The 22,985-nt window shown below is 67.5% G+C and carries 21 protein-coding genes; 8 read left to right on the top strand and 13 right to left on the bottom strand.

All coding sequences use genetic code 11. The features are described from left to right. Window positions 1-358: 358 nt before the first annotated feature. The gene (locus VSR71_RS01965; protein WP_342912258.1) at window positions 359-496 is read right to left on the bottom strand and encodes a hypothetical protein; all 138 of its coding nucleotides are present in this window, start codon (window positions 494-496) and stop codon (window positions 359-361) included. Between the two features lie 356 nt (window positions 497-852). On the opposite strand from VSR71_RS01965, the gene VSR71_RS01960 reads away from it, so the two are divergent. Further along, window positions 853-2,352, top strand: coding sequence for a DEAD/DEAH box helicase (locus tag VSR71_RS01960; RefSeq protein WP_342912257.1), 1,500 nt, complete (start codon window positions 853-855; stop codon window positions 2,350-2,352). A 30-nt stretch (window positions 2,353-2,382) separates the two neighbouring features. Here VSR71_RS01960 and gluQRS read toward each other — a convergent pair whose 3' ends face one another. Together gluQRS and VSR71_RS01950 are read right to left on the bottom strand one after the other, a co-directional pair. Next, window positions 2,383-3,288: a tRNA glutamyl-Q(34) synthetase GluQRS gene (gene gluQRS / locus VSR71_RS01955; RefSeq protein WP_342912256.1), complete on the bottom strand. Its 906-nt coding sequence runs from the start codon at window positions 3,286-3,288 to the stop codon at window positions 2,383-2,385. 10 nt (window positions 3,289-3,298) lie between these two features. Beyond that, the gene (locus tag VSR71_RS01950) at window positions 3,299-4,222 is read right to left on the bottom strand and encodes a LysR family transcriptional regulator (RefSeq protein ID WP_342912255.1); all 924 of its coding nucleotides are present in this window, start codon (window positions 4,220-4,222) and stop codon (window positions 3,299-3,301) included. 161 nt (window positions 4,223-4,383) lie between these two features. Here VSR71_RS01950 and VSR71_RS01945 point away from each other — a divergent pair, with 161 nt between their 5' ends. Further along, window positions 4,384-5,082, top strand: a complete 699-nt coding sequence (locus VSR71_RS01945) for a pirin family protein (protein WP_342912254.1) — start codon at window positions 4,384-4,386, stop codon at window positions 5,080-5,082. 169 nt (window positions 5,083-5,251) lie between these two features. Further along, complete coding sequence (locus tag VSR71_RS01940) at window positions 5,252-6,244, top strand: CobD/CbiB family protein (protein ID WP_342912253.1); 993 nt, start codon at window positions 5,252-5,254, stop codon at window positions 6,242-6,244. Window positions 6,245-6,274: 30 nt separating this feature from the next. Here the strand turns inward: VSR71_RS01940 and VSR71_RS01935 are convergent, their stop codons facing one another. The 3 genes from VSR71_RS01935 to VSR71_RS01925 are packed head-to-tail and all read right to left on the bottom strand — an operon-like array spanning window position 6,275 to window position 8,836. Beyond that, window positions 6,275-6,580, bottom strand: coding sequence for a putative signal transducing protein (locus VSR71_RS01935; protein ID WP_342912252.1), 306 nt, complete (start codon window positions 6,578-6,580; stop codon window positions 6,275-6,277). A 31-nt stretch (window positions 6,581-6,611) separates the two neighbouring features. Beyond that, window positions 6,612-7,592: a ribosome small subunit-dependent GTPase A gene (gene rsgA / locus VSR71_RS01930; protein ID WP_342912251.1), complete on the bottom strand. Its 981-nt coding sequence runs from the start codon at window positions 7,590-7,592 to the stop codon at window positions 6,612-6,614. Next, window positions 7,589-8,836, bottom strand: a complete 1,248-nt coding sequence (locus tag VSR71_RS01925; protein WP_342912250.1) for a M48 family metallopeptidase — start codon at window positions 8,834-8,836, stop codon at window positions 7,589-7,591. The genes rsgA and VSR71_RS01925 overlap by 4 nt, the downstream gene beginning before the upstream one ends. Window positions 8,837-8,932: 96 nt before the next feature. Here VSR71_RS01925 and orn point away from each other — a divergent pair, with 96 nt between their 5' ends. Then, window positions 8,933-9,568: an oligoribonuclease gene (gene orn, locus VSR71_RS01920; RefSeq protein ID WP_342912249.1), complete on the top strand. Its 636-nt coding sequence runs from the start codon at window positions 8,933-8,935 to the stop codon at window positions 9,566-9,568. 90 nt (window positions 9,569-9,658) lie between these two features. Beyond that, window positions 9,659-10,540 (top strand): AEC family transporter, encoded by an 882-nt coding sequence (locus VSR71_RS01915; protein ID WP_342912248.1) that lies wholly within the window; start codon window positions 9,659-9,661, stop codon window positions 10,538-10,540. Between the two features lie 78 nt (window positions 10,541-10,618). Here VSR71_RS01915 and mog read toward each other — a convergent pair whose 3' ends face one another. Both mog and yjgA read right to left on the bottom strand, forming a co-directional pair. Beyond that, on the bottom strand, window positions 10,619-11,266 hold the full coding sequence (gene mog / locus VSR71_RS01910) for a molybdopterin adenylyltransferase (RefSeq protein WP_342912247.1): 648 nt from the start codon (window positions 11,264-11,266) through the stop codon (window positions 10,619-10,621). Next, window positions 11,263-11,877: a ribosome biogenesis factor YjgA gene (yjgA, locus tag VSR71_RS01905; RefSeq protein ID WP_428979332.1), complete on the bottom strand. Its 615-nt coding sequence runs from the start codon at window positions 11,875-11,877 to the stop codon at window positions 11,263-11,265. Before yjgA ends, mog begins: the two co-directional genes overlap by 4 nt. Window positions 11,878-11,933: 56 nt before the next feature. On the opposite strand from yjgA, the gene pmbA reads away from it, so the two are divergent. After that, window positions 11,934-13,301, top strand: coding sequence for a metalloprotease PmbA (pmbA, locus tag VSR71_RS01900; protein WP_342912245.1), 1,368 nt, complete (start codon window positions 11,934-11,936; stop codon window positions 13,299-13,301). 81 nt (window positions 13,302-13,382) lie between these two features. Here the strand turns inward: pmbA and ilvA are convergent, their stop codons facing one another. The 4 genes from ilvA to VSR71_RS01880 form a co-directional block, all read right to left on the bottom strand. After that, window positions 13,383-14,990 carry a threonine ammonia-lyase, biosynthetic gene (gene ilvA / locus VSR71_RS01895; protein WP_342912244.1) on the bottom strand — a complete coding sequence of 536 codons (1,608 nt, stop codon included), beginning with the start codon at window positions 14,988-14,990 and terminating at the stop codon, window positions 13,383-13,385. 215 nt (window positions 14,991-15,205) lie between these two features. Next, the gene (locus VSR71_RS01890; protein WP_342912243.1) at window positions 15,206-15,706 is read right to left on the bottom strand and encodes a dihydrofolate reductase; all 501 of its coding nucleotides are present in this window, start codon (window positions 15,704-15,706) and stop codon (window positions 15,206-15,208) included. Next, window positions 15,703-16,497, bottom strand: coding sequence for a thymidylate synthase (locus VSR71_RS01885; RefSeq protein ID WP_342912242.1), 795 nt, complete (start codon window positions 16,495-16,497; stop codon window positions 15,703-15,705). Before VSR71_RS01885 ends, VSR71_RS01890 begins: the two co-directional genes overlap by 4 nt. A 131-nt stretch (window positions 16,498-16,628) precedes the next feature. Then, a complete protein-coding gene (locus VSR71_RS01880; RefSeq protein ID WP_209759915.1) occupies window positions 16,629-17,333 on the bottom strand; it encodes a TerC family protein in 705 nt (234 codons plus the stop codon). Window positions 17,334-17,868: 535 nt separating this feature from the next. On the opposite strand from VSR71_RS01880, the gene egtD reads away from it, so the two are divergent. Together egtD and VSR71_RS01870 are read left to right on the top strand one after the other, a co-directional pair. Further along, window positions 17,869-18,975: an L-histidine N(alpha)-methyltransferase gene (gene egtD / locus VSR71_RS01875; RefSeq protein WP_342912241.1), complete on the top strand. Its 1,107-nt coding sequence runs from the start codon at window positions 17,869-17,871 to the stop codon at window positions 18,973-18,975. Between the two features lie 136 nt (window positions 18,976-19,111). Then, window positions 19,112-20,371: an SUMF1/EgtB/PvdO family nonheme iron enzyme gene (locus VSR71_RS01870; RefSeq protein WP_342912240.1), complete on the top strand. Its 1,260-nt coding sequence runs from the start codon at window positions 19,112-19,114 to the stop codon at window positions 20,369-20,371. Between the two features lie 93 nt (window positions 20,372-20,464). Here the strand turns inward: VSR71_RS01870 and VSR71_RS01865 are convergent, their stop codons facing one another. Then, window positions 20,465-22,426: a DEAD/DEAH box helicase gene (locus tag VSR71_RS01865; RefSeq protein WP_342912239.1), complete on the bottom strand. Its 1,962-nt coding sequence runs from the start codon at window positions 22,424-22,426 to the stop codon at window positions 20,465-20,467. Window positions 22,427-22,985 lie beyond the last annotated feature (559 nt).

The following is a 22,985-nucleotide window of genomic DNA, read 5'->3' as shown; positions in this document are numbered from 1 at the left end:
CCCGCTCGGAGAAAACCCGGATTTCGGGCTTGGCGAGTGCGAGTGATGATTGGCAGGCTTTGCAGGTGGCGTCAGGCGGGCACCGCGCGGCGCTCTGTTGTCGGCCGTACGAAAACCCACATTTGGGTGATGTGGGTCCTGGCTCGATCGGACAAGATCACTGCGTGGGTAATCGGAAGGTTGCCCCGCTACCACTAGCCCCGCTGCCCTCCCCGGCACGCGGGGCTTTTTCATTGGCAGGTGCCAGCTGGACCAATGACGGAACTTGGGTGGCTGCAGGAAGGTAAATCCAGGACGACGGCATCCGCGGCGACTGGGTCACCTGGATGCCGCGCTGGCGGTCCAATGGATCGCCGTGTCAGGCCGCTTGCTGGGCAGGCTGTGCCGGCGGACTCGCCGGCCGCGCCGGCAAGGGCAGGACGGTGGCCAGGCCAAGGAACTGGCTCGAAGTGCGCAGGAATTGCTGGCAGGTCTGGCGGAATTGCTCGAAGTCCATATTTGGTCTCGGTGATCGGAGGGTGGCGTCCGCGCGGCCGGTTCGGGTTCGCCTTGTCAACGGCGCCGCCGGCATCATCCATCGCCGATGTGACAGCTTCTTGAAAACGCTCCGGCGCGGCATCGCACTGTCGCGGCGCCCGCACGCCCGCGCCATACTGGTCACTGTGCGGGCAGAAATGCTAAAATGTAAGTCTTTGATTCTCTTGGCCAAAACTGCAAGCTCTGTGTAAGTGGCATGGCCGCAACGGCGCCTCCCCCAGTGCCAGGCGAGCGCCAGCCGAGAGCCCGGGCGAGATGAGTTCCAGACGCGTATCCGTTTGTGCCGGGTTCGCCTCCCGCCAGACACCGATACCCATGACCACTACGACCGCACCAGAACCTACCACCGCCGGGCAGACCGCGGTGCAGACCTTTGAAAGCTTTGGCCTGGACGCGCGCATCCTGCGTGCCTTGTCCGACCAGGGCTACACCACGCCCACGCCGATCCAGGCGCAGGCCATTCCCGTCGTGCTGCTCGGCAAGGACGTGATGGGCGCCGCGCAGACCGGCACCGGCAAGACTGCCGGCTTCGCGCTGCCGATCATCCAGCGCCTGCTGCCGCTGGCCAACGCCAGCGCCTCACCGGCGCGCCACCCGGTGCGCGCGCTGATGCTGACGCCCACGCGCGAACTGGCCGACCAGGTCTACGACAACGTCGCCCGCTACGCCAAGCACACCGACCTGCGCAGCACGGTGGTTTTCGGCGGCGTCGACATGAATCCGCAGACCGACGCCCTGCGCCGCGGCGTCGAGATCCTGGTAGCCACACCGGGCCGCCTGCTCGACCACGTGCAGCAGAAGTCGGTCAACCTGTCGCAGGTGCAGATGCTGGTGCTGGACGAAGCCGACCGCATGCTCGACATGGGCTTCCTGCCGGACCTGCAGCGCATCATCAACCTGCTGCCGGCGCAACGCCAGACGCTGCTGTTCTCGGCCACGTTCTCGGCGGAAATCAAGCGCCTGGCCGCCAGCTACCTGAAGCAGCCGGTCACCATCGAGGTGGCGCGCAGCAACTCGACCAACGAGAACGTGCGCCAGACCGTGTACCAGGTCGAAGATGGCCACAAGCAGGCGGCGGTGGTGCACCTGCTCAAGCAGCGTGCCGAGCAGGGGCTGTCGCGCCAGTGCATCGTCTTCGTCAACAGCAAGATCGGCTGCTCGCGCCTGGCGCGGCACCTGGAGCGCGAAGGCATCAATGCCTCCGCGATCCACGGCGACAAGACCCAGACCGAGCGCATGCAGACGCTGGACGGTTTCAAGAGCGGCACCATCGACGCCCTGGTTGCCACCGACGTGGCGGCGCGCGGGCTCGATATCCCCGACATGCCGTGCGTGATCAACTTCGACGTGCCGTACAGTGCGGAGGACTACGTGCACCGCATCGGCCGTACCGGCCGCGCGGGCGCCAGCGGCGATGCGCTGTCGATCTACGTGCCAGGCAATGACGAGCGCCTGCTGTCGGATATTGAAAAGCTGATCAAGCGCAGCATCCCGCGCGGCAAGCTGGAAGGCTTTGACCCGACCGGCGAGAAGTCGCGCCAGGAAGAAGCCGAGCGCCGCCGCCAGCGTGGTGAGCTGCGCCGCACGCGCGGCAACGGCGAAGGCGAGGAACGCCCGCGCCGCCACGAGCACAGCGGCAGCCGCCAGGTGTTCCGTCCCTCCGACGATCCGTTCTTCTCGCGCCCGTACGAGCCCAGCGCCAGCAGCTCGCAGGTCAAGCCGTCGGAGGAAATCGCCGCCGCGCTGAACCGTGGCCGCCAGGCGCCCAAGCGCCCGGTCGCGGCGCTGCTGGGCGGCGTGCCGCGCAAGTCCTGATCGGGCGACCCGCCTGAGGCGGCCTGCGGGTCAGGCCGCTGCCATCCGCTGGCGCCAGTTCTCGGTGGCGTGCGCCAGCCAGTCCTGCACATTTCCCTCGTTGTTTTCCAGTCTCAGGTGCATGCCGGCCTGGCGCAGCGCCTCCAGCGGCGCGCCGGTGTCGATCGCCTGCGCGCCGCTCTGCTTGCTCAGCTTTTCCCCGATCTCATTGACCACCACCGGCACATGCAGGTAGCTCGGCGTGGGCAGGCCCAGCAGGTGCTGCAGGTGGATCTGCCGCGGCGTCGAGTCCTGCAGGTCAGCGCCGCGCACGATATGCGTGATGCCTTGCAGGCCATCGTCCACCACCACCGCCAGCTGGTAGGCCCATAGCCCGTCGGCACGGCGCAGCACGAAGTCCCCCAACTCGGTCTCAAGGTCCTGGCACTGGCGGCCCTGCCAGCGGTCCTCGAAACAGATCGTGGCGGCCGGACCATCTGGCACGCGCACGCGCCACGCGCGCGGCAGCTTGCCGTTCAGGCCGTGGCGGCAAGTGCCGGGGTAGCCCAGCGTCTGGTGCCGCTCCCGCACGTGCACCAGCGAATCGGCGATTTCCTTGCGCGAGCAGCCGCAGGGGTAGAGTTGCCCGGCGGCGTCGAGCTGGCGCAGCGCCCGGGCGTAATGCGCTTCGCGCCGGCTCTGCCACACCGGCGGCTCATCCGGCGTCATGCCCAGGCGCGCCAGCGTCTGCAGGATGTCCTGGTCGGCCCCGCGCACGCAGCGCGGCATGTCGATGTCCTCGATGCGCACCAGCCACTGGCCGCCGTGCGCGCGCGCGTCCAGCCAGCTGGCCAGTGCGGTGACCAGCGAACCCATATGCAACGGGCCGGTCGGCGAGGGGGCGAAGCGGCCGCGATAGCCAGACGCCGAGGCAAACGTTGCAGCCATCACTGCCATGCGCAAGTCCTCAGCCGGCGAAGTCAGGTTGTTGCAGCAGCAGCGCCTGCGCCAGGCGCGGGTCTTCCAGCTTGCCGGCCCACCACTGCAGTGCCTTGCCGCGGTTGCTGGTGCGCCAGGCCACCTTGAAATTGCCCGGGGCACGCACTTCGACCGTCTCGCGCACCTGCAGCACGCCGCTTTCGATATGCGGCTGCGCCATCGGCGCCGGCAGCCAGCCGCAGCCAAGGCCGCGGATCTGCGCTTCCATCTTGTCGCGCATGGTCGGCACCACCAGCACGTCCTGGCCGGCCAGCACGCCATGGGTTCGCGCCGGCAGGTTGCGCGAGGTGTCGCCCACCGCGACGATGCGGTGCCTGGCGATCTGGATGGTGGTGAGCGGGCCTTCCTCGGTGGCCAGCGGATGGTGCGCCGCCACCGCGAACACGAACGGCACCGTGCCCAGCGGGCGGATCTGGAAGCCCTGCGTGCTCGGCGCGTCGTAGGCGCCGCCGATCACCAGGTCGGCACGGTTGCTGACCAGCGCGTCCCAGGCGCCGCCCAGCACTTCCTTGGCAAAGCGCAGCCGCGTGGCGGTGTTCTCGGCATAGAAATCGTGGATCACCGGCAGCAGCGCGCGGAAATTGATCAGGTCGTCCACCACGATGGTCAGCGTGGCTTCCCAGCCGGTGGCCAGCCGCTTGACGCGGCGCGCCAGGTCGTCGGCGGCGTGCAGCAGGTGACGGCCTTCGTCGAGCAGTGCGCGTCCTGCCGGCGTCAGTTCGGCGCGGTGGCGGCGCCGGTCGAACAGCAGCACGTCGAGGTCTTCTTCCAGCTTGCGCACCACATAGGTCAGCGCGGAGGGCACCTTGCCCATCTCGTGGGCGGCGGCGGCGAAGCTGCCCTTGCGCTCGATGGCGTCCAGGACTTCAAGGGATTCGAGTGAAAGTGGCATATTCAGAAAAACTGAATGAGTGCTTCTAAGGCGGTCCCCGTAAATATACGCCTCGGGGCCTAAACTTCCTAGCATCAACAACGCAGCACATGCCGCCAAACGGCTGCAAGCAGTTCGGATGCCGGTGGCGACACGGAAACAGGCCAAGGAGGCCCATCAAAATGATTGAAATCAGAAAGTCTGCAGAGCGCGGTTATGCGGATCACGGCTGGCTGAAGTCCTATCATTCGTTCTCGTTTGCCGACTACTACGATCCGCAGCATGTGCAGTTCGGGCCGCTGCGCGTCATCAACGAGGACCGCGTCGCGCCGGGCATGGGCTTCGGTACGCACGGCCACCGCGACATGGAGATCATCAGCTACGTGCTCGAAGGCGAACTGGCGCACAAGGACAGCATGGGCAACGGCAGCGTGATCCGCCCCGGCGACGTGCAGCGCATGAGCGCCGGCACCGGTGTGCGGCACTCGGAGTACAACCACGCGGCGCACGATACGACCCATTTCCTGCAGATCTGGATCATGCCTGCGCAGACTGGTATCGAGCCGGGCTACGAGGAAAAGCACTTCGAGGCGGCCGACAAGCGCGGCAAGCTGCGCCTGGTGGCCAGCCAGGACGGCGCCGACGGTTCGGTGGTGGTGCACCAGGACGTGCGCCTGTACGCCGGGCTGTTCGACGGCGAGGAAGCCGCCACGCTGGCCCTCGCGCCGGGTCGCCGCGCCTATGTCCATGTGGCGCGTGGCCGCGTGCTGGTCAACGGCAAGGCGCTGGAAGCGGGCGATGCGGCCAAGCTCGAGTCGGCCGGCGAGGTCGTGCTGTCAGGCGGTGACGACGCCGAGGTTCTGGTGTTCGACCTGCCCTGACCACCACGCGAAGATTCGTTGAAGTAATCCTGCCCGCCCACCGGCGGGCTTTTGCTTTTTGTGTCGCAACGGGTAGGGTCAGGTACCGCTGTGCTATCTTCTCGCTATGCATTGCGCCTGCACCGGCACATCGGTGCAAGGCGCGCCCCCTTGGAACACCCGTACCAAGATGACCTTTGTTTCCATTCTCCTGGCGCTGATCGCCGAGCAGTTCCGCGCCCTGGGCCGCAACAACCCGATCCACGAGATCGTGCGCGCGCTGGGCGACCGAGCCGAGCACGCCTTCGACACCGGCCGCCCCCGCGATGCCGCGCTGGCCTGGTTCACCGTGGTGCTGCCGCTGACACTGGCAGTGGTCGTGGTGCACTATCTGCTCGCATCGATCAGCGTGGCGCTGACACTCGCGTGGAACGTGCTGGTGTTGTACATGACGCTGGGCTTCCGCCAGTTCAGCCACTACTTCACCGATATCCATGAAGCGCTGAACCGCGACGACGTCCATACCGCGCGCACGCTGCTGCATGAGTGGACCGGTATCGATACGGTCGACATGCCGGTCACCGAGATCGTGCGGCACACGCTGGAGGCGGCGATCATCGCCGTGCACCGGCATGTGTTCGGCGTGTTCTTCTGGTTCCTGGTGCCGATCGGGCCCGGCGGCGTGGTGCTGTACCGAGTCGCGGAATACCTCGGGCGCCACTGGAACGAGCCGTCGACCGAACGCAGTCCCGCGCTGGGCCGCTTTGCCGCGAGCGCGTTCTACCTGCTTGACTGGATTCCTTCGCGCCTGACCGCGATCGGCTTTGCCATCGTCGGCAATTTCGAGGATGCGGTGTATGCGTGGCGCAACCATGCGCGCAAGTGGAACGATGCGGTCAACGGCATCCTGCTCGCCAGCGGCGGCGGGGCGCTGGGCGTGCGCCTGGGCACGCCGCTGGCTGAGGACGATTCCACCGTGGTGCTGCGCACCAGCGTGGCCGGTCCGGCGATTGACTATGCACCCGGCATGGAAGAGGACAACGGCCCCGAGCCGTCGGCGCCGGAATTCGGTGCCGAACCAGGCGTGCGCACGCTGCAGTCGGCAGTCGGGCTGGTTTGGCGAGCGGTGGTGCTGTGGATGCTGCTGCTCGCCATGCTGTCGCTGGCGCTGTGGGTGGGCTGATCCCGGCGTAGGTGAATACGGGCGCCGGCGCTAGTCGCGGGCCGCGCCGCAGCGCCAGCAGGCGCCGAATTGCGCCTCATGCCATTCGTGGCAGTGACGGCATTGCCAGCTCGGACCTGGGACCGGGTTCGCGGCGGCATTGAGCGCTGCCCACGCCTGCGCTTCCATCTCGTCATCGAGCAGCCAGACCTGCGGCGCGCTTTCCCGGAACGGGATCTCGCCGGTAGCGCCGCCCAGCCAGGTGTTGCGTAGCTCCGCCCGGATGCCGGCGGCCCGCAGGACGTTCTTGCAATGGGCGGCGTGAACCAGCGAGGTGGCGTACAGCAGCAGTTTCATGGCGACTCGCCGGTTACCCAGTGCACCTACCTTACCACGGCTTCTGCTGGCTGGATTCGTGCAGCAGTTGCGCGTAGAGCTGGTGGCGACGCTCGGCGATCGCGCCGGATGCCACCGCAGCCAGCACGCCGCAGCCGGGTTCGTTGGTGTGGTGGCAGTTGTAGAAGCGGCACTCGGTCAGACGCGGCCGGAACTCCGGGAAGGCGCGTTCCAGCATGCCTTCGCTCAGGTGGTACAGGCCGAATTCCTGGAAGCCGGGCGAGTCGATCAGCGCCCCCTGGCGCCCATCGACCGTGCCCCAGTCCGCCGGCAGGTGGTACAGCCGCGTGAAGGTGGTGGTGTGCTTGCCGGAATCGAGCTTGGCCGAGATCTCGCGCGTCTGCGCATCCACCCCCGGGATCAGCAGGTTCAGCAGCGACGACTTCCCCATGCCCGACTGCCCGATCAGGATGCTGGACAGCCCCGCCAGCCGCGGCCGCAGTGCCGCCAGCGCCTGCTCCGGATCGGCGCGCACCGACAGTTCCAGCGTGTCGTAGCCCAGCTCGCGGTACAGCGCCAGGCGCCGGCGCGCCTCGTCCAGCCGCTCGGGCAGGTCGGTCTTGTTGAGCACGATCAGGGGCCGGATCTCCAGCGCCTCTGCCGATACCAGCGCGCGTCCAAGCAGGTCCTCGGAGAAGCCCGGCTCGGTCGCCAGCACGATGATGACCTGGTCGATATTGGCCGCCAGCAGCTTGGACTTGAACTGGTCGGAACGGTGCAGCAGGTTCTTGCGCGCCTGGACTTTGGTGATCACGCACTGGTCCGCCGCGGCGCGCTCGACGCTGACATGGTCGCCCACGGCGCTGTCGCTCTTCTTGCCGCGCGGGAAGGCATGCATGCGCGTGCCGTCGGCCAGCTCGACTACGTAGTGGCGGCCGTGCGCGGCGATGATCAGTGCGGGCTCGGCGCTTTTGCCTGCATTCGTGCCGGTATTGGCGCCGCCGGCGCCGCGGTGTCGGGAGGTGCGGCTCATGCGTGCGCCAGCAACCGGTCGATCCGCTGCGCGGCGGGCGGATGCGAGTAGTAGAAGGCGCTGTAGAGCGGATCGGGCGTGAGGGTCGAAGCGTTGTCCTTGTACAGCTTCACCAGTGCCGACACCAGGTGGCCGGCGTTGGTCTGGTCGGCGGCGAAGGCGTCGGCCTCGAATTCATGGCGGCGCGACGACTGGCTCGACAGCGGCCCGAGCAGGAAAGTGAACACCGGCAGCGTCAGGAAGAACAGCACCAGTGCCAGCGCGTGGTTGGACACGCCCAGGTTGGGCGCCACGCCGAGGCCGGTGTAGAACCACGTGCGCGTCGCCAGCCAGCCCAGCAGCGCCAGGAACACCAGGCTCAGTGCAAAGGTGACGGCGATGCGCTTGGCCACGTGGCGGCGCTTGAAGTGGCCGAGCTCGTGAGCCAGCACCGCCTCGATCTCGTCGCCCGACAGGCGTGCCAGCAGCGTGTCGAAGAAGACGATGCGCTTGGCCGCGCCGAAGCCGGTGAAGTAGGCGTTGCCGTGCGCGCTGCGCTTGCTGCCATCCATCACAAACAGGCCCTTGCTGGCAAAGCCGCAGCGCTGCATCAGGCCCTCGATGCGCTGGCGTAGCGATTCGTCGGCCAGCGGCTCGAACTTGTTGAACAGCGGCGCGATAAAGGTCGGGAAGACCACCAGCAGGAACAGGTTGAAGCCCATCCACACCAGCCATGTCCATAGCCACCACAGCGAGCCGGCGCGTTCCATCAGCCACAGCACCGCCAGCAGCAGCGGCAGGCCAAGCACGCTGGCGACCGCCAGCATCTTGACCATGTCGGCCAGCCACAGGCCGAAGGTCATCTTGTTGAAGCCAAAGCGCTCCTCGATGCCGAACTGGCCGTAGAGCGAGAAGGGCAGGTCCACCAGCCCGCCAATTACCGCCACGCTGGCGACCAGCGCCACGCCATACGCATAGCCCGGGCCGAAGGTTTCCAGCCAGAACTGGTTGAGCCACTGCAGCCCGCCCAGCATGGTGAAGCCGATCAGCACCGCGGCGCCGGCCAGCACTTCAAGCATCGACAGCCGGGTGCGGGCGATGGTGTAGTCGGCCGCCTTCTGATGCGAGGCGAGCGTGATGGTGTCGGCAAAGCGAGCCGGCACCGCGTTGCGGTGCTGTGCCACATGACGCACCTGGCGCGCGGCCAGCCAGAGCTTGGTCAGCACCATCAGCACCAGCGCGGCGAGGAAGACAAAGGTGAACATCGGCAAGAGCCTTGGGACGGATATGCGAGAATTATAAGTTGTTCGCGTCCGCCTCCGCCGCGGCCGCTTCCCCAAATCCCTATCTCAGCAGTCCAGATGACCACCCACGCCACCGCCAAATCCGTCAAAAGCGAAAACAACCTGATCTGGCTGGACATGGAAATGACCGGCTTGCAGCCGGATACCGACCGCATCATCGAGGTGGCGGTCGTCATTACCGACTCCGAACTCAATATCCTGGCCGAAGGCCCGGTGCTGGTGATCCACCAGAGCGATGCCGTGCTCGACGGCATGGACAACTGGAACAAGGGCACTCACGGCCGCTCCGGCCTGATCGACAAGGTCAAGGCGTCCACGCTGACCGAGGAGCAGGCCGAGGCCGAGCTGCTGGCCTTCCTGAAGCGCTGGGTGCCGGCCAATAAGTCGCCGATGTGCGGCAACTCGATCTGCCAGGACCGCCGCTTCATGGCGCGCTACATGCCGAAGCTGGAGGCGTTCTTCCACTACCGCAACCTGGACGTGTCCACGCTCAAGGAGCTGTGCAAGCGCTGGGAGCCGGTCATCCACAAGGGCTTCGTCAAGCGCCAGCTGCACACGGCGCTGGCCGACATCCTGGAATCGGTGGAAGAGCTGCGCTACTACCGCACCCACTTTATCCGTCACACGCCGCCGGGCGCCCCGGCGGCCACTCCGCCTGCCGACACTCCTGCTGCCGACACCCCGGCGCAATAAGCCGGGTTCCCGGCCCGCGACGGCAACAACAACCAACCACCACCGACGGGGCGCGCGCTGCCCTTCCGGGCACCTCCCGTCGAGCCTGCCATGTTCGAGCGCATCGTTTCCATCATCACGCCGGTCATCCTGATCATCCTGGTCGGGTGGCTGTACGGGCGCAAGGCCCATCCGGACATGGCCGGGATCAACCGCGCCACGCTCGATGTGATCGCGCCGCTGCTGGTGGTGTCGGCCTTTGTCAGCAAGGACTTCGTGCTGGCCGACCAGCTGGTGCTGCTGGTCTGCGCGGTGGCGGTGGTGCTGGGTTCGGGCGTGCTGGCGTGGGCGGTGGCGCGGCTGCTCAAGGTCGATCCCCGCACCTTCGTGCCGCCGATGATGTTCAACAACTGCGGCAACATGGGTTTGCCGCTGTCGGTCTTTGCCTTCGGCCACGCCGGGCTGGCACCGGCGGTGGCGCTGTTCGCGGCGTCGAACCTGATGCACTTCACCCTCGGCCTGAAGATCGTCAACCGGCATGCGTCGATGGCGCAGATCGCGCGCAACCCGATGGTGCTGGCGACGGTGGCCGGTGTCGGGCTGTCGCTGGCGCGGCCCTGGTTCACGTTGCCGGACCCGGTGTACCAGTCGGTCAAGCTGCTGGGCGACGCCACCGTGCCGCTGATGCTGTTCGCGCTGGGCGTGCGCATGAAGGACGTAAGCCTGCGCAACTGGGGCATGGGCGTGGTGGGCGCGGTGGCGTGCCCGCTGACCGGCATCGCGGTGGCGCTGCTGCTGGCGCAGTGGGTGCCGCTGACGGAACTGCAGCGCGGACTGCTGTTCGTATTCGCGGCGCTGCCGCCGGCGGTGCTGAACTTCCTGATCGCCGACCATTTCCGGCAGGAGCCCGACCAGGTCGCGTCAATCGTGCTGCTCGGCAATATTGCCGCGGTGGTGTTCGTGCCGGCGGGGTTGTACCTGGGATTGCGCTGAGGCGCGGGAGAGAGGGAAGGGCTAGCCGCCGGCAGGCGCCGGCGGCAAGGTTTCCGTGATTTCCGTGATTTCCGTGACTCAGGCAGCAGGCTTGGCGCGCACCGCGTTCTTCGGCCGCCAGGCCTTGACCACGGCCTCGTCGGTTTCCATGTAAGGCCCGCCGATCAGGTCGATGCAGTACGGCACCGCGGCGAAGATGCCTTGCACCACCGCCTTGCCGTCGGCATCGCGCAGGCCTTCCAGCGTCTCGCGGATGGCGCGCGGCTGGCCGGGCAGGTTGATGATCAGCGCGGCGCGGCTGGCGGTCTCGCGGATCACCGCCACCTGGCGCGACAGGATCGCGGTCGGCACGAAGTGCAGGCTCACTTGCCGCATCTGCTCGCCGAAGCCCGGCATTTCCTTGGTGGCCACCGCCAGCGTGGCCTCCGGCGTGACATCGCGCCGCGCCGGGCCGGTGCCGCCGGTGGTCAGCACCAGGTCGCAGCCGGCCACGTCCACCAGCTCGATCAGCGTGCGCGAGATCTGCGCCTGCTCATCGGGAATCAGCCGCTCCACCGCCTGCCACGGCGAGGTCAGCGTGCGGCCGAACCACTCGCGCAGCGCCGGAATGCCTTCGTCCTGGTAGGTGCCGGCCGAGGCACGGTCCGAGACCGAGACAAAGCCGACGACGAGTTCGTCGGGATGGTTGCGGGATACCGGCTGCGTGGACTGCGTGGTCTGGGTCATGCCTCGGGCTCCGGGGAAGGGGCTGCGTCGGTGGAGGCCGCGCCGTCCTTGGCGTCGAGCGCTGCCTTGATGGCCTGGAACAGTTCGCGGAAGTAGCGCGGCGGCTTGGCCTGCTCCTTCTCCTTGCGTGCGTTGCGGATGATGTTGCGCAGCGACTGCACGTCGGCGACCGGGTGCTCGCCGAGGAACCGCGTCAGCGCCGCGTCGTCGGCCAGCAGCAGCTCGCGCCAGCGCTCGATCAGGTGCATGCGCGCGGTCTCGGCCTTGCTGGTGCCCTTGAAGCCTTCCAGCGCGGCGCGGATCGCCTCGACCTCGTCGTCGTCCAGGCCGCGCATGACCTTGCCCACGAACTGCATCTGGCGGCGCTTGCCCTCATGGCTGGTGGTGCGGCGCGCCTCGTGGATGGCGTCGGCGAGCGACTCGCGCATGGGCACGCGCGCCAGCCGGTCCTTGGGCAGCGCCTCGAGCTCGGCGCCAAGGTCCTGCAGGGCGGTCATGTCGCGCTTGCGCTGCGACTTGCTTTTCGGTTCGTCGTCTTCGGGCTCCGGCGAAAACGCGCCGGGGAAGCGCGAGCCTTGGGAATTACGGGAATTTCGCATCATGACCGGCATTTTATCTTGCTATGATTGCCGCTTGGACTTTTGATGACCCCAGGCACGGATCCCCCATGGACCAGATCGCAGAACAGACCGCGCATTTCACCTACACCCAGGCCCAGCTCAGCGAGATGGCCGCCGATGTGCTGCGTGTGGCACGCGAGCTGGGCGCGACGGACGCCGCCACGGAGATCTCCGAAGGCAGCGGCCTGTCCATATCGGTGCGCAAGGGGCAGGTGGAAACGATCGAGCAGAACCGCGACAAGGTGGTCGGCGTCACGGTGATGATCGGCAAGCGCCGCGGCAACGCCAGCACCTCGGACTTCTCGCCGGCAGCGCTGCGCGCCACTGCCGAGGCGGCCTACAACATCGCCCGCTTCACCGCGGAAGACGAGTGCGCGGGCCTGGCCGAAGAAGAACTGCTGGAGCGCTCGCCGCAGGATTTGGACCTGTTCCATCCCTGGACCATCGATGCCGAGGCCGCCATCGACATCGCCACCCGCGCCGAGGCCGCCGCCTTCGCGGTGTCGCCGCGCATCCGCAACAGCGACGGCGCCAGCGTGTCGGCGCAGCACTCGCAGTTCGTGCTGGCGACCACGCGCGGTTTCTCGGGCGGTTATCCGTATTCGCGCCATTTCATCTCGTGCGCGCCGATCGCCGGCAGCGGCGGCGGCATGCAGCGCGATGACTGGTACTCGTCCAAGCGCTCGCCGCTGGCACTGGCCAACCCCGAGGATATCGGCCGCTACGCCGCCGAGCGCGCGCTGGCGCGGCTGCAGGCGCGCCAGCTGTCCACGCGCCGCTGCCCGGTGCTGTTCGAGGCGCCGCTGGCCGCCGGCCTGCTGGGCGCCTTCGTGCAGGCGGTGTCGGGCGGCGCGCTGTACCGCAAGTCCACCTTCCTGTGCGATACGCTGGGCAAGGCCGTGTTCGCGCCGCACGTGCAGATCCACGAGCAGCCGCACACCCCGGGCGCGATGGGCAGCGCCCCGTTCGACGAAGAAGGCGTGCGCACGCGCGAGCGCGATGTGGTCTGCGACGGCGTGGTGCAGGGCTATTTCCTGTCGACCTATTCGGCGCGCAAGCTCGGCATGAAGACCACCGGCAACGCCGGCGGCTCGCATAACCTGACGCTGCACAGCAACCTTACCGACCCCGGCGACGACTTCCCGGCGATGCTGCGCAAGCTCGGCACCGGCCTGCTGGTGACCGAGCTGATGGGGCAGGGCGTCAACTACGTGACCGGCGATTATTCGCGCGGTGCGTCGGGCTACTGGGTCGAGAACGGCGTGATCCAGTACCCGGTGGAGGAAATCACGATTGCCGGCAATATGGCCGAGATGTTCCAGCAGATCGTCGCGATCGGCGCCGATTCGCTGATCCGCGGCACCAAGGAAACCGGCTCGATCCTGATCGAGCAGATGACCATCGCCGGCAACTGATCGGCACCTGATCGGCGACTGGCTGGCACCTGATCGGCAAATGATGGACTGGCGAGCCGCCTGCGGGCGGCTCGCTCGCGTTTACGCGAGAAACATGCGATACGCCGGATTGTCGCTGACTTCCTGCCAGGGATAGCCCAGCGTGGCCAGCCGCTCGCGGAAAGCCTGCACCTGGCCGTCGCTCACCTGGATGCCGGCCAGCACCGATCCCGTATCGCCGCCCTGGTTGCGGTAGTGGAACAGGCTGATGTTCCAGTCCGGCGCCAGCGCCGACAGGAAGGCCATCAATGCCCCCGGCTTTTCGGGGAATTCAAAGCGGAACAGGCGCTCGCCGCGCGCCAGCGGTGAGCGGCCGCCGATCATATGCCGCACATGCTCCTTGGCCACCTCGTCGGCGGTCAGGTCGATCGCCGGGAAGCCGTCGGCGTGCAGCGTGTCGAGGATCTCTGTCGCCTCGCCGGGCGTGCGCAGCTGCATGCCGACAAAGACGTGCGCGGCCTGTGCATCGGCAATCCGGTAAGTGAACTCGCTGATCTGCCGGTCGCCAAACCGGTCGCTCACCCGGGCGCACAGGCGGCGGAACGCGCCGCAGGCCTCGGGCAGCGTGACGCCGAACATGGCTTCGCGCGCGTTGCCAAGTTCGGCGCGGTCGGCGACGAAACGCATGCGCTCGAAGTTGATATTGGCGCCGGAGGTGACCGCCACCAGCGTCTGGTTGCGCAGGCCCTCGCGCGCCGCATATTGCTTGGCTGCGGCCACCGCCAGCGCGCCGGCCGGCTCCAGCACGCTGCGCGTGTCCTCGAACACGTCCTTGATCGCCGCGCACAGCGCGTCGGTGTCGACGGTGACGATCTCGTCCAGGTAGCGGCGGCACAGCCGGAAGGTCTCTTCGCCGACCAGCTTGACCGCGGTGCCATCCGAAAACAGTCCCACCTCCTCCAGCTCGACGCGCCGCCCCGCGCGGACCGACTGCGCCATCGCGCATGAGTCTTCCGTCTGCACGCCGATGACCTTGATCTCCGGCCGCACCGCCTTGACGTAGGTGGCCACGCCCGCGGCGAGGCTGCCGCCGCCGATCGGCACGAAGATCGCGTGGATCGGGCCGCGGTGCGCGTTGAGGATTTCCGCCGCGACCGTTCCCTGGCCGGCGATGACATCGGGGTCATCGAATGCCGGGATGAAAGTCAGTCCTTGCTCGGCCTGCAGCCGCATCGCGTGGCGGTAGGCATCGGTATAGGAGTCGCCGGCCTGGACCACCTCGACGGTGGGACCGCCATGCGCGCGCGCCGCGTCGACCTTGACCTGCGGCGCCGTGGTCGGCACCACGATCAGCGCGCGCACGCCGAGCCGCGCCGCGGACAGTGCCACGCCTTGCGCATGATTGCCGGCCGAAGCCGTGATGACGCCGCGCCGCAACGCCTCGGGACTCAGCTGCGCCATCTTGTTGTAGGCGCCGCGCAGCTTGAACGAGAACACCGGCTGGGTGTCTTCACGCTTGAGGTAGACCTGGTTGTGCAGCCGGGCGGACAGGTGCCTGGCAAAGTCCAGCTCGGTTTCGCGCGCCACATCGTAGACGCGTGCGGTCAGGATGCGCTTCAGGTAGGCATGATCGTCGGACGCGGCGGATGTGGCGACTTCAGTGGCGACTTCAGTGGCGTCGTCAGCGGCGGCGTCGGTGGTGGCGTGCATGGGGAGGCTCCGGGGTTCGTTGTCGATTGCCCTGGAGCCGGAAAACAAAACACCCGCCTGCAGGGCGGGTGTTTGCGGAAATCTGGTTCTGGACGCGCGCTAACCCACCATTCGGAGAATGGTGCGAATAATTCGCGCGATGGGGAAGTGACGGCGGTCCATGGGCCAGACTTTGGGCGATGCGGCGGGATTTGTCAATGCCGGCGGCACCGGGCTCAGGATTCTTCCGAAGGCGGGCGATCGTAGGTGACGAACGCATAGTCGAAGCCGTTGGCCTCGGAATGGTGCGTCTCGCGCGCGGTTTCCAGCCATTGCGTGCGGTCGATCGGCGGGAAGAAGGCGTCGCCTTCCACGTCGGCATCGATCTCGGTCACGACCAGCCGGTCGGCGCATGGCATCGCCTCGGCATACAGCTGCGCGCCGCCGATCAGGAAGATCTGGTCGACGCCAACGCACAGGCGCTGCGCGTCTTCCAGCGACGTTGCCACTTCGGCGCCTTCGATGTGCAGGTCCGGGTTGCGGCTGACCACGATATTGCGCCGGCCCGGCAGCGGGCGGCCGATCGAGTCCCAGGTCTTGCGGCCCATGATCACGGGCGCGCCCATGGTGGTGCGCTTGAAATGCGCGAGGTCTTCCGGCAGGCGCCACGGCAGCGTGTTGTCGCGGCCGATGGTGCCGTTGCGGGCCTTCGCGACAACCAGGGTCAGGATCGTCATACCGCCACCGGTGCCTTGATGGCGGCATGCGACTGGTAGCCGTCCAGTTCGAAGTCTTCGTAGCGGTAGTCGAAGATGCTGTCGGGCTTGCGCAGGATCTTCAGCCGCGGCAGCGGCAGCAGCTCGCGCGCCAGCTGGGTCTGCACCTGCTCGAAGTGGTTGTTGTAGATATGGCAGTCGCCGCCGGTCCAGATGAAGTCGCCCACTTCCAGCCCGGCCTGCTGCGCGATCATGTGCGTCAGCAGCGCATAGCTGGCGATATTGAACGGCACGCCCAGGAAGATGTCGGCGCTGCGCTGATACAGCTGGCACGACAGCTTGCCGTCGGCCACGTAGAACTGGAAGAACGCGTGGCAGGGCGGCAGCTTCATGCGCGGGATATCGGCCACGTTCCAGGCCGACACGATCAGCCGGCGCGAGTCCGGGTTGGCGCGGATCTGCGCCATCAGGTCGGTGATCTGGTCGATATGGCGGCCGTCCGGCGCTGGCCACGAGCGCCACTGCGAGCCGTACACCGGGCCCAGTTCGCCGTTCTCGTCGGCCCACTCGTCCCAGATGCTGACGCCGTTTTCCTGCAGCCAGCGCACGTTGGTCGAGCCCTGCAGGAACCACAGCAGTTCCAGGATGATGGACTTCAGGTGCAGCTTCTTGGTGGTCACCACCGGGAAGCCTTCGCGCAGGTCGAAGCGCATCTGGTAGCCGAACACCGAGCGCGTGCCGGTGCCGGTGCGGTCGGCCTTGTCGGTGCCATGCTCGTACACATGGCGCATGAAGTCGAGATACTGTTTCATCGGCGCGGGGCAGGGGATGTGACGCGGGCGCTGGACCCGCAAAGCAGGCATTTTAAAGCAAGAAGGGCCACCCTTCCGGGCGGCCCTTCCTTCAGCAGGCCGGGGCGGCTGCCCCGGCGCGGCGGCAAGCCTTAGTGGCTGCCAGCCGGTTCCTGCTGGTCGCGGCGCTTCTGCACCAGGTAGCCGGCACCCAGCACGCCGCCGATGATCAGCACGTACAGGCCCCAGTTGACCACCGGGTTGGCCTCGAAGAAGGCCTTGACCAGCGGCTCGTGCACGATCATCTTCACCGCCGTGAACGCCAGCACGCCCGCGCCCACGTAGATGATGGCCGGGAAGCGAGCCATCAGCTTGAGCACCAGGCTCGAGCCCCACACCACGATGGGGATGCTGATCAGCAGGCCCAGCACCACCAGCAGGAAGCTGCCGTGCGCGGCGCCGGCCACGGCCAGCACGTTGTCCACGCCCATCACCGCATCGGCGATGATGATGGTCTTCATCGCGCCCCACAGGGTCGCGGCGCCTGAGCCGTGCCCTTCTTCGCCGCTTTCGTCGGAGAGCAGCTTGTAGGCGATCCACACCAGCGCCAGGCCGCCGACCAGCAGCAGCCCCGGGATCTTCAGCAGCCAGACCACGCCGATCGTCATGGCCGAACGCACCACCACGGCACCGATGGTGCCCCAGATGATGGCTTTCTTTTGCAGGTGCGGGGGCAGGTTGCGTGCCGCCAGGGCGATCACGATGGCATTGTCGCCGGCCAGCACCAGGTCAATGACGACAATCGACAGCAGGGCCGTCAGGAACTGCATCGTGAACAGATCGGTAAACCACTCCATGAACTCTCCTCAGGTACAAATCAGGGTACAAAACAGCGCAGATGCGCACGCTTAACGTTGGTTCGCCTGGATTCGCGGAGCACGGGGCATGGGGGCGCCTTTGCAAACCATGAAGTCCAGGTTGCAAAGGTCTTGCTCGACCACAAGCGCGGTATGCGCGCCGGCGGTCAGCACAACCGGAGACGGAGTCCCGGAATGACGATTGTGCTAAGGGCATCAGCCCCGGAGCTACTCCCCTTTGAGGGTCGCGGGCCACTGAGGCCGCGCTGGGCGGCATTATAAACGAACTGTTGCCGGTGTGGCTTATTGGGGGAGATACTGACTCAAGTTGTGGCGTGTGCTGCATCGTGCCCATTCCGGCGTGCAACGGTGCGCAATCCGCCGGATGCACCTATCCTTGAAGCTCGGATCCGACCGATGCGCCCCAGACAGCACAGGGGCGGGTTGCGGAGACCGGCGCGCACGACATGCACAGCGCGGCCTTGGGGAATACGCAGTGAAGCAGTAACCATTCGCGACCACACAAGGAAACGTCATGCCGGCTGTCCAGAACCCGCCGAACGCCTCTTCCCAGCAGACCCCGCAGACCACTCTCCACAACCACCATCACAACGGGCATGCCATAGCGCCGGCGGCCGGCGCCCAGCCCGCGCTGGTCGGACTGGCCAACGGCCAGGCGCACCGCCCGCCTCCCCAGCCCGAGTTCGTGCAGCAGTATTGCGAGGACAGCGGCGCCCTGCGCCGGCAGCTGCTGGCGGGACTGTGCGCCGAGCCGGCGGCGATCAGTCCCAAGTTCTTCTACGACGTGCTGGGCTCGCGCCTGTTCGAGGCGATCACCGACCTGCCCGAGTACTACCCGACGCGCACCGAGGCGGCCATCTTTGCCAGCGCCGCCCCCGCCATTGCGGCTCGCGCCGGCAGCGGCTGCGTGCTGGTGGACCTGGGCGCCGGCAATTGCGAGAAGGCCGCGCGCCTGTTCGGCAGCCTGCGGCCGGCGCAATACGTGGCCCTCGATATCTCGGTCGATTTCCTGCGCGCGACGCTGTCGTCGCTGCAGCAGCAGCATCCTGGCATCCCGATGCTGGGGCTGGGCGCCGACCTGTGCGCGCCGTTCGACCTGCCGCGCAACGTCAAACGCGGCAGGCGGCTGTTCTTCTACCCGGGCTCGAGCATCGGCAATTTCTCGCCGATGGAAGCGCTGGCGCTGTTGCAGCGGCTGCGCGGCGCGGCCGGGCGCGGCGATGGCGTGCTGATCGGCGTCGACCTGCACAAGGACGAGGCCGCGCTGGTGTCCGCCTATGACGATGCGCTGGGCGTCACGGCCGCCTTCAACCGCAATATGCTGCGCAACGTGAACCGGATCGTCGGCACCGACTTCGTACTGGCGGACTGGCGCCACGTGGCCAGCTTCGACCGCGAGGCGTCGCGCATCCAGATGCACCTGGAGGCATGCCGTGACGTGCGCGTGCAGTGGGAGGGCGGCGCGCGCGAGTTCGGCGCGGGCGAGCGCATCCATACCGAGGACTCCTACAAGTACAAGCCGGACGACTTCGCGCTGCTGCTCGAGGCCGCGGGATTTGAAGACCCGGTCTGCTGGACCGATCCGCAAGGCTGGTTCGCGGTGTTCCACGCGCGCGGCTGAGCTTGCCGGCAAGACTCGGGCGGGGTCGGGGCAGGGCCGGCAGGTGATGTCATAATGGCCGCACCGGCGTGCGCTGCAGGCTGCACGCCGGTGCGGCCATTGCCTTCCCACTCCATCTCCCTGCGCGGACCTGTCGATGAGCGGCTTTCCCATGCTTCCCGATCTCTATTTCACCGGCGGCAAGGCAGCCTGGTCCGATCCGCGGCGGCTGCCGCGCGAAGGCCTGGCGCAGGCGCTGGTCGAGACGCGCAGCCGTACGCTGGCATGGCTGGCACCGTTTGGCCAGACGCGCCGCGCCTGGGACGTGCCGCGCCAGTACGATGCCGACCCGCCGCTGTGGACTCTGGGCCATGTCGCCTGGCATGCCGAGTGGTGGTGCCTGCGCGGCGTGCGCCAGGTAGACCGCGGCGGCGTGCCGGTGCCGGTGGCGTCCGAGCCTTCGCTGCTCGACGGCGCCGACGAATGGTTCGATCCCGACCGCATCGGCCCGGACGAGCGCTGGGAAGTCACGCTGCCCGACGTGGCCGTGGTCAAGCGCTATGCCGCCGATGTGCTCGACGGCTTGCTGCGCCGGGTGGCCTTGCTGCCCGACGACGGCGACCTGACCCTGTACCCGTACCGCCGCGCGCTGTTCCATGAAGATGCGCAGGGCGAGGGGCTGGCCGCGCTGCTGCAGGCGCTGGGCATGGCGCCCGCGGAATCGGCGCCAGCCGCGGGCAGTGCCCGGCCGGCCGGGCAGGGCGGCACGCTGCAGTTTCCGGGCGGGCGCTTCACGCTTGGCTGGAGCGAGCCCGACGGCTTTGCGTGGCCCGACGAACTGCCGCCGCAACCGACCTATGTGCCGGCCTTCGAGATGGATGTCGCGCCGGTCAGCAACGCGCAGTTCCTGGAATTCATACAAGACGGCGGCTACGAGCGGCCCGCGTGGTGGTCGGCGTCGGGCCGCCAGTGGCTGATGACGCAGGAGCGCTCGTGCCCGCGCTACTGGTCACGCCACCCGGACTCGCGCCAATGGATGGTGGAGCGCTTCGGCACGCTGCGCACGCTAAATCCCGACGAGGCGGTGCGCCACGTGTCGCTGTTCGAAGCGCAGGCGTGGTGTGTCTGGGCCGGCAGGCGCCTGCCGGCGGAATCGGAATGGGAACTGGCGGCCACGCAGAACCGCGGGCTGCAGTGGGGCGCGTTGCGCGAGTGGACGGCGACGCCGTACGAGCCTTACGCGGGCTTCAGCGCGGCGCCGTCGGACGGCGAGTTTGTCGGCCGCTTCGGCACGCACCAGGCAGTGCGCGGCGTATCGTTCGCCAGCCCGTCGCGGCTGCGCCATGCGCGGGCACGCTGGGCCCTGCTGCCGGAAGACGACCTGGCATTCGTCGGCTTCCGCACCTGCGCGCTGTAGCGCGCTCCAGCGTCTCCGGGCGAGCATGAAAAAAGGGCACCCGAGGGTGCCCCTTTGCTGCTGGCGGCAAGGTGCGCTCAGCGCACCGGCCAATCAGCGCTCGTAGCGCGAGCGGCTGTTGCGGTTGCCACCATTGCCACCATTGCCACCGAAGCCGCCGCCAAAGCCGCGGTTGCCGTCACGATTGCCGAAGCTGCGGCCTTCGCCGTTGCCGCGGTAGCCGCCGCTGTTGCGGTTGCCGTCGCCGAAGCTGCGGGCGCCATCGCGGTTGCCGAAGCCGCCGCGGTTCTCGTCGCCGAAGCTGCGCGCGCCGTCGCGGTTGCCGAAGCCGCCGCGGTTGTCGTCGCCAAAGCTGCGGCCGCCTTCACGGTTGCCGAAGCCGCGAGCACCGTCATTGGCACCACGATAGCCACCATTGCCGGCGTTGCCGCCCTGGCCACGGTAGCCACCCTCACGGTTGCCGAAGCCGCCGCGGTTGTCGTCGCCAAACGGGCGCGCGCCTTCCGTGCGGTTGCCGAAGCCGCGGCTTTCGCCGCCGAACTTGCGCTCACCAAAGTTGCGCTCGCCGCCGTTGCCGCCAAACTTGCGGTCGCCGAAGCTGCGTTCGCCGCCACGGTAGCCGCCGCCATTGCCACGGAAATCACCACCACGGCCGCCCGGCTTGCCGCCGAAGTTCGAGCGCGGCTTGGGCGAGCGGCGCGGCTCCAGGCCTTCGATCACCGAAGCGTCGATGCGCTGGTTGGTAAAGCGCTCGATGCGGCGCCACTGGAACACGTCGCCGTGGTTGACCAGGTTGATGGCGATGCCCGAGCGGCCCGCGCGGCCGGTACGGCCAATGCGGTGCACGTAGTCCTCGGCCTGCTTGGGCAGGTCGAAGTTCACCACGTGGGTGATGTCGGGCACGTCGATGCCGCGTGCGGCCACGTCGGTGGCCACCAGGATGCGCAGGTTGCCGCGGCGCAGTGCCGTCAGCGTGCGGTTGCGCGCGCCCTGGGTCATGTCGCCGTGCAGCGCGCCGGCCGCAAAGCCGGTGTCGGACAGGCGCTCGGCCAGCGAGTCGGCATCGCGCTTGGTCGCGGTGAAGACGATGGCCTGCTTGAGACCGACGTCGCGCAGCAGGTGGTCCAGCAGGCGCTCCTTGTGCGACATGTCGTCGGTGTAGTGCAGGCGCTGCTCGATATGGCTCTGGTCGGCGCGGGCCGCGGCGATCTCGATGCGTTGCGGATCCTTCAGCTGGCGCGAGGCGAGCTGGGCGATGCGCGCATCCAGCGTGGCCGAGAACATCAGCGTCTGGCGCGAAGCCGGCGTGGCATTGACGATGGCGTCGATGTCGTCGGCAAAGCCCATGTCGAGCATGCGGTCGGCTTCATCGAACACCAGCATCTGCAGTGCCGACAGGTCGATGCGGCCGGCGTCGATATGGTCGAGCAGGCGGCCCGGCGTTGCCACCAGGATGTCAGGCATCTTGGACAGCGCGGCCAGCTGCTTGGGGTAGGGCATGCCGCCCAGGATGCTGGCGCAGACGATGCGGCGCAGGTTGCGCCCGTACTTGGCGGCGGCCTCGGTTACCTGCAGCGCCAGTTCGCGCGTCGGGGTCAGCACCAGCAGTGCGGGCTGGGCCGGCGACGGACGGGGGCGCTTGCCCTTCATGCGCTTGGCGGGTTCGGTCGAGCGCTGCGGCGCCGGCATTTCGCTGATGCGCTGGATCGCGGGCAGCATGAACGCGGCGGTCTTGCCCGAGCCGGTCTGGCTCGACACCAGCAGGTCGCGGCCGGCCAGGAAGGCGGGGATGGCCTGGGCCTGCACCGGGGTCGGCGTGTTGTAGTTCAGTTCGGAAAGCGCGCGCAGGATGGCCGCGTCGAGGCCAAGCTTCGCAAAGCCGCTTTCGGTGGCTGCGGTTTCAGTGGCGGCCTGGACTTCGGCTGCCGGGCTGCCGTTGAGCATGGCGTCGAGCTTGTCGAGCGGGCTCTCGATAATCTGGGCAGCGTCGGAAGTGATCGAAGCGTCGGTCGCGGAGGCAATAGCTTGCTCCGCACGAATGTCGTGCTGGGTCATGTCGTAATGAACAAATAAATGCATGGCACCCCGAAACGCAGAATGGGGTGGGCGCAGTGCAAAGTCTTAAAAAGGCTTCGGCGCCAATCGGTGAGGCCGTTACGACAGACACAGCTGGCAGTACGGCGGCAGGCAGGGTGTTGGCTGGTTCCGCTAGGCGGTCCGGCCATGTCCCTGGCAGGCAAACAGCTCAGGTTTCAGGCTGTTCAACAGGATCGGAGACGAGGCGACGTCAGGTGAGCGGTGCGTTCTGCTGGGCGGCTGGCGCAAACAACAACTAGGCGTCCGGCAGCGAGGAAACAGAGCTTGGGAGGGCAGCGGATTCGCCGCGGCATTGAGGTGAAGCCGGTGCCGGGCGGTTGGCGGATCTCACAGTTGCGAAACTCACGGCGCGGATTATAGCAGAGTGAGAAATTTTTGTTGCACCGCGAAAACGTAACCAGATATGTCAGCCTGGCGTCACCTGCATGCGCCGCCCGCGCCACACTGGCGCTCCGCAGGCGCCAGCCGGGTTGAAAGGCCGCGGCTCCTGCCTATACTGGAGTCGCGAGCATACAGG

This window comes from Cupriavidus oxalaticus, assembly GCF_038900635.1.
GTDB classification, from domain to species: Bacteria; Pseudomonadota; Gammaproteobacteria; order Burkholderiales; family Burkholderiaceae; genus Cupriavidus; species Cupriavidus oxalaticus_B.
Note: the sequence above shows the minus strand (reverse complement) of the source record. Positions and strands in the feature narration are given on the sequence as shown.

Excerpts from the sequence above, each read along its gene's own strand:
- VSR71_RS01965 (WP_342912258.1), bottom strand. The coding sequence starts at position 496 with ATGGACTTCGAGCAATTCCGCCAGACCTGCCAGCAATTCCTGCGCACT.
- VSR71_RS01960 (WP_342912257.1), top strand. The coding sequence starts at position 853 with ATGACCACTACGACCGCACCAGAACCTACCACCGCCGGGCAGACCGCG.
- gluQRS (WP_342912256.1), bottom strand. The coding sequence starts at position 3,288 with ATGGCAGTGATGGCTGCAACGTTTGCCTCGGCGTCTGGCTATCGCGGC.
- VSR71_RS01950 (WP_342912255.1), bottom strand. The coding sequence starts at position 4,222 with ATGCCACTTTCACTCGAATCCCTTGAAGTCCTGGACGCCATCGAGCGC.
- VSR71_RS01945 (WP_342912254.1), top strand. The coding sequence starts at position 4,384 with ATGATTGAAATCAGAAAGTCTGCAGAGCGCGGTTATGCGGATCACGGC.
- VSR71_RS01940 (WP_342912253.1), top strand. The coding sequence starts at position 5,252 with ATGACCTTTGTTTCCATTCTCCTGGCGCTGATCGCCGAGCAGTTCCGC.
- VSR71_RS01935 (WP_342912252.1), bottom strand. The coding sequence starts at position 6,580 with ATGAAACTGCTGCTGTACGCCACCTCGCTGGTTCACGCCGCCCATTGC.
- rsgA (WP_342912251.1), bottom strand. The coding sequence starts at position 7,592 with ATGAGCCGCACCTCCCGACACCGCGGCGCCGGCGGCGCCAATACCGGC.
- VSR71_RS01925 (WP_342912250.1), bottom strand. The coding sequence starts at position 8,836 with ATGTTCACCTTTGTCTTCCTCGCCGCGCTGGTGCTGATGGTGCTGACC.
- orn (WP_342912249.1), top strand. The coding sequence starts at position 8,933 with ATGACCACCCACGCCACCGCCAAATCCGTCAAAAGCGAAAACAACCTG.
- VSR71_RS01915 (WP_342912248.1), top strand. The coding sequence starts at position 9,659 with ATGTTCGAGCGCATCGTTTCCATCATCACGCCGGTCATCCTGATCATC.
- mog (WP_342912247.1), bottom strand. The coding sequence starts at position 11,266 with ATGACCCAGACCACGCAGTCCACGCAGCCGGTATCCCGCAACCATCCC.
- yjgA (WP_428979332.1), bottom strand. The coding sequence starts at position 11,877 with ATGCCGGTCATGATGCGAAATTCCCGTAATTCCCAAGGCTCGCGCTTC.
- pmbA (WP_342912245.1), top strand. The coding sequence starts at position 11,934 with ATGGACCAGATCGCAGAACAGACCGCGCATTTCACCTACACCCAGGCC.
- ilvA (WP_342912244.1), bottom strand. The coding sequence starts at position 14,990 with ATGCACGCCACCACCGACGCCGCCGCTGACGACGCCACTGAAGTCGCC.
- VSR71_RS01890 (WP_342912243.1), bottom strand. The coding sequence starts at position 15,706 with ATGACGATCCTGACCCTGGTTGTCGCGAAGGCCCGCAACGGCACCATC.
- VSR71_RS01885 (WP_342912242.1), bottom strand. The coding sequence starts at position 16,497 with ATGAAACAGTATCTCGACTTCATGCGCCATGTGTACGAGCATGGCACC.
- VSR71_RS01880 (WP_209759915.1), bottom strand. The coding sequence starts at position 17,333 with ATGGAGTGGTTTACCGATCTGTTCACGATGCAGTTCCTGACGGCCCTG.
- egtD (WP_342912241.1), top strand. The coding sequence starts at position 17,869 with ATGCCGGCTGTCCAGAACCCGCCGAACGCCTCTTCCCAGCAGACCCCG.
- VSR71_RS01870 (WP_342912240.1), top strand. The coding sequence starts at position 19,112 with ATGAGCGGCTTTCCCATGCTTCCCGATCTCTATTTCACCGGCGGCAAG.
- VSR71_RS01865 (WP_342912239.1), bottom strand. The coding sequence starts at position 22,426 with ATGACCCAGCACGACATTCGTGCGGAGCAAGCTATTGCCTCCGCGACC.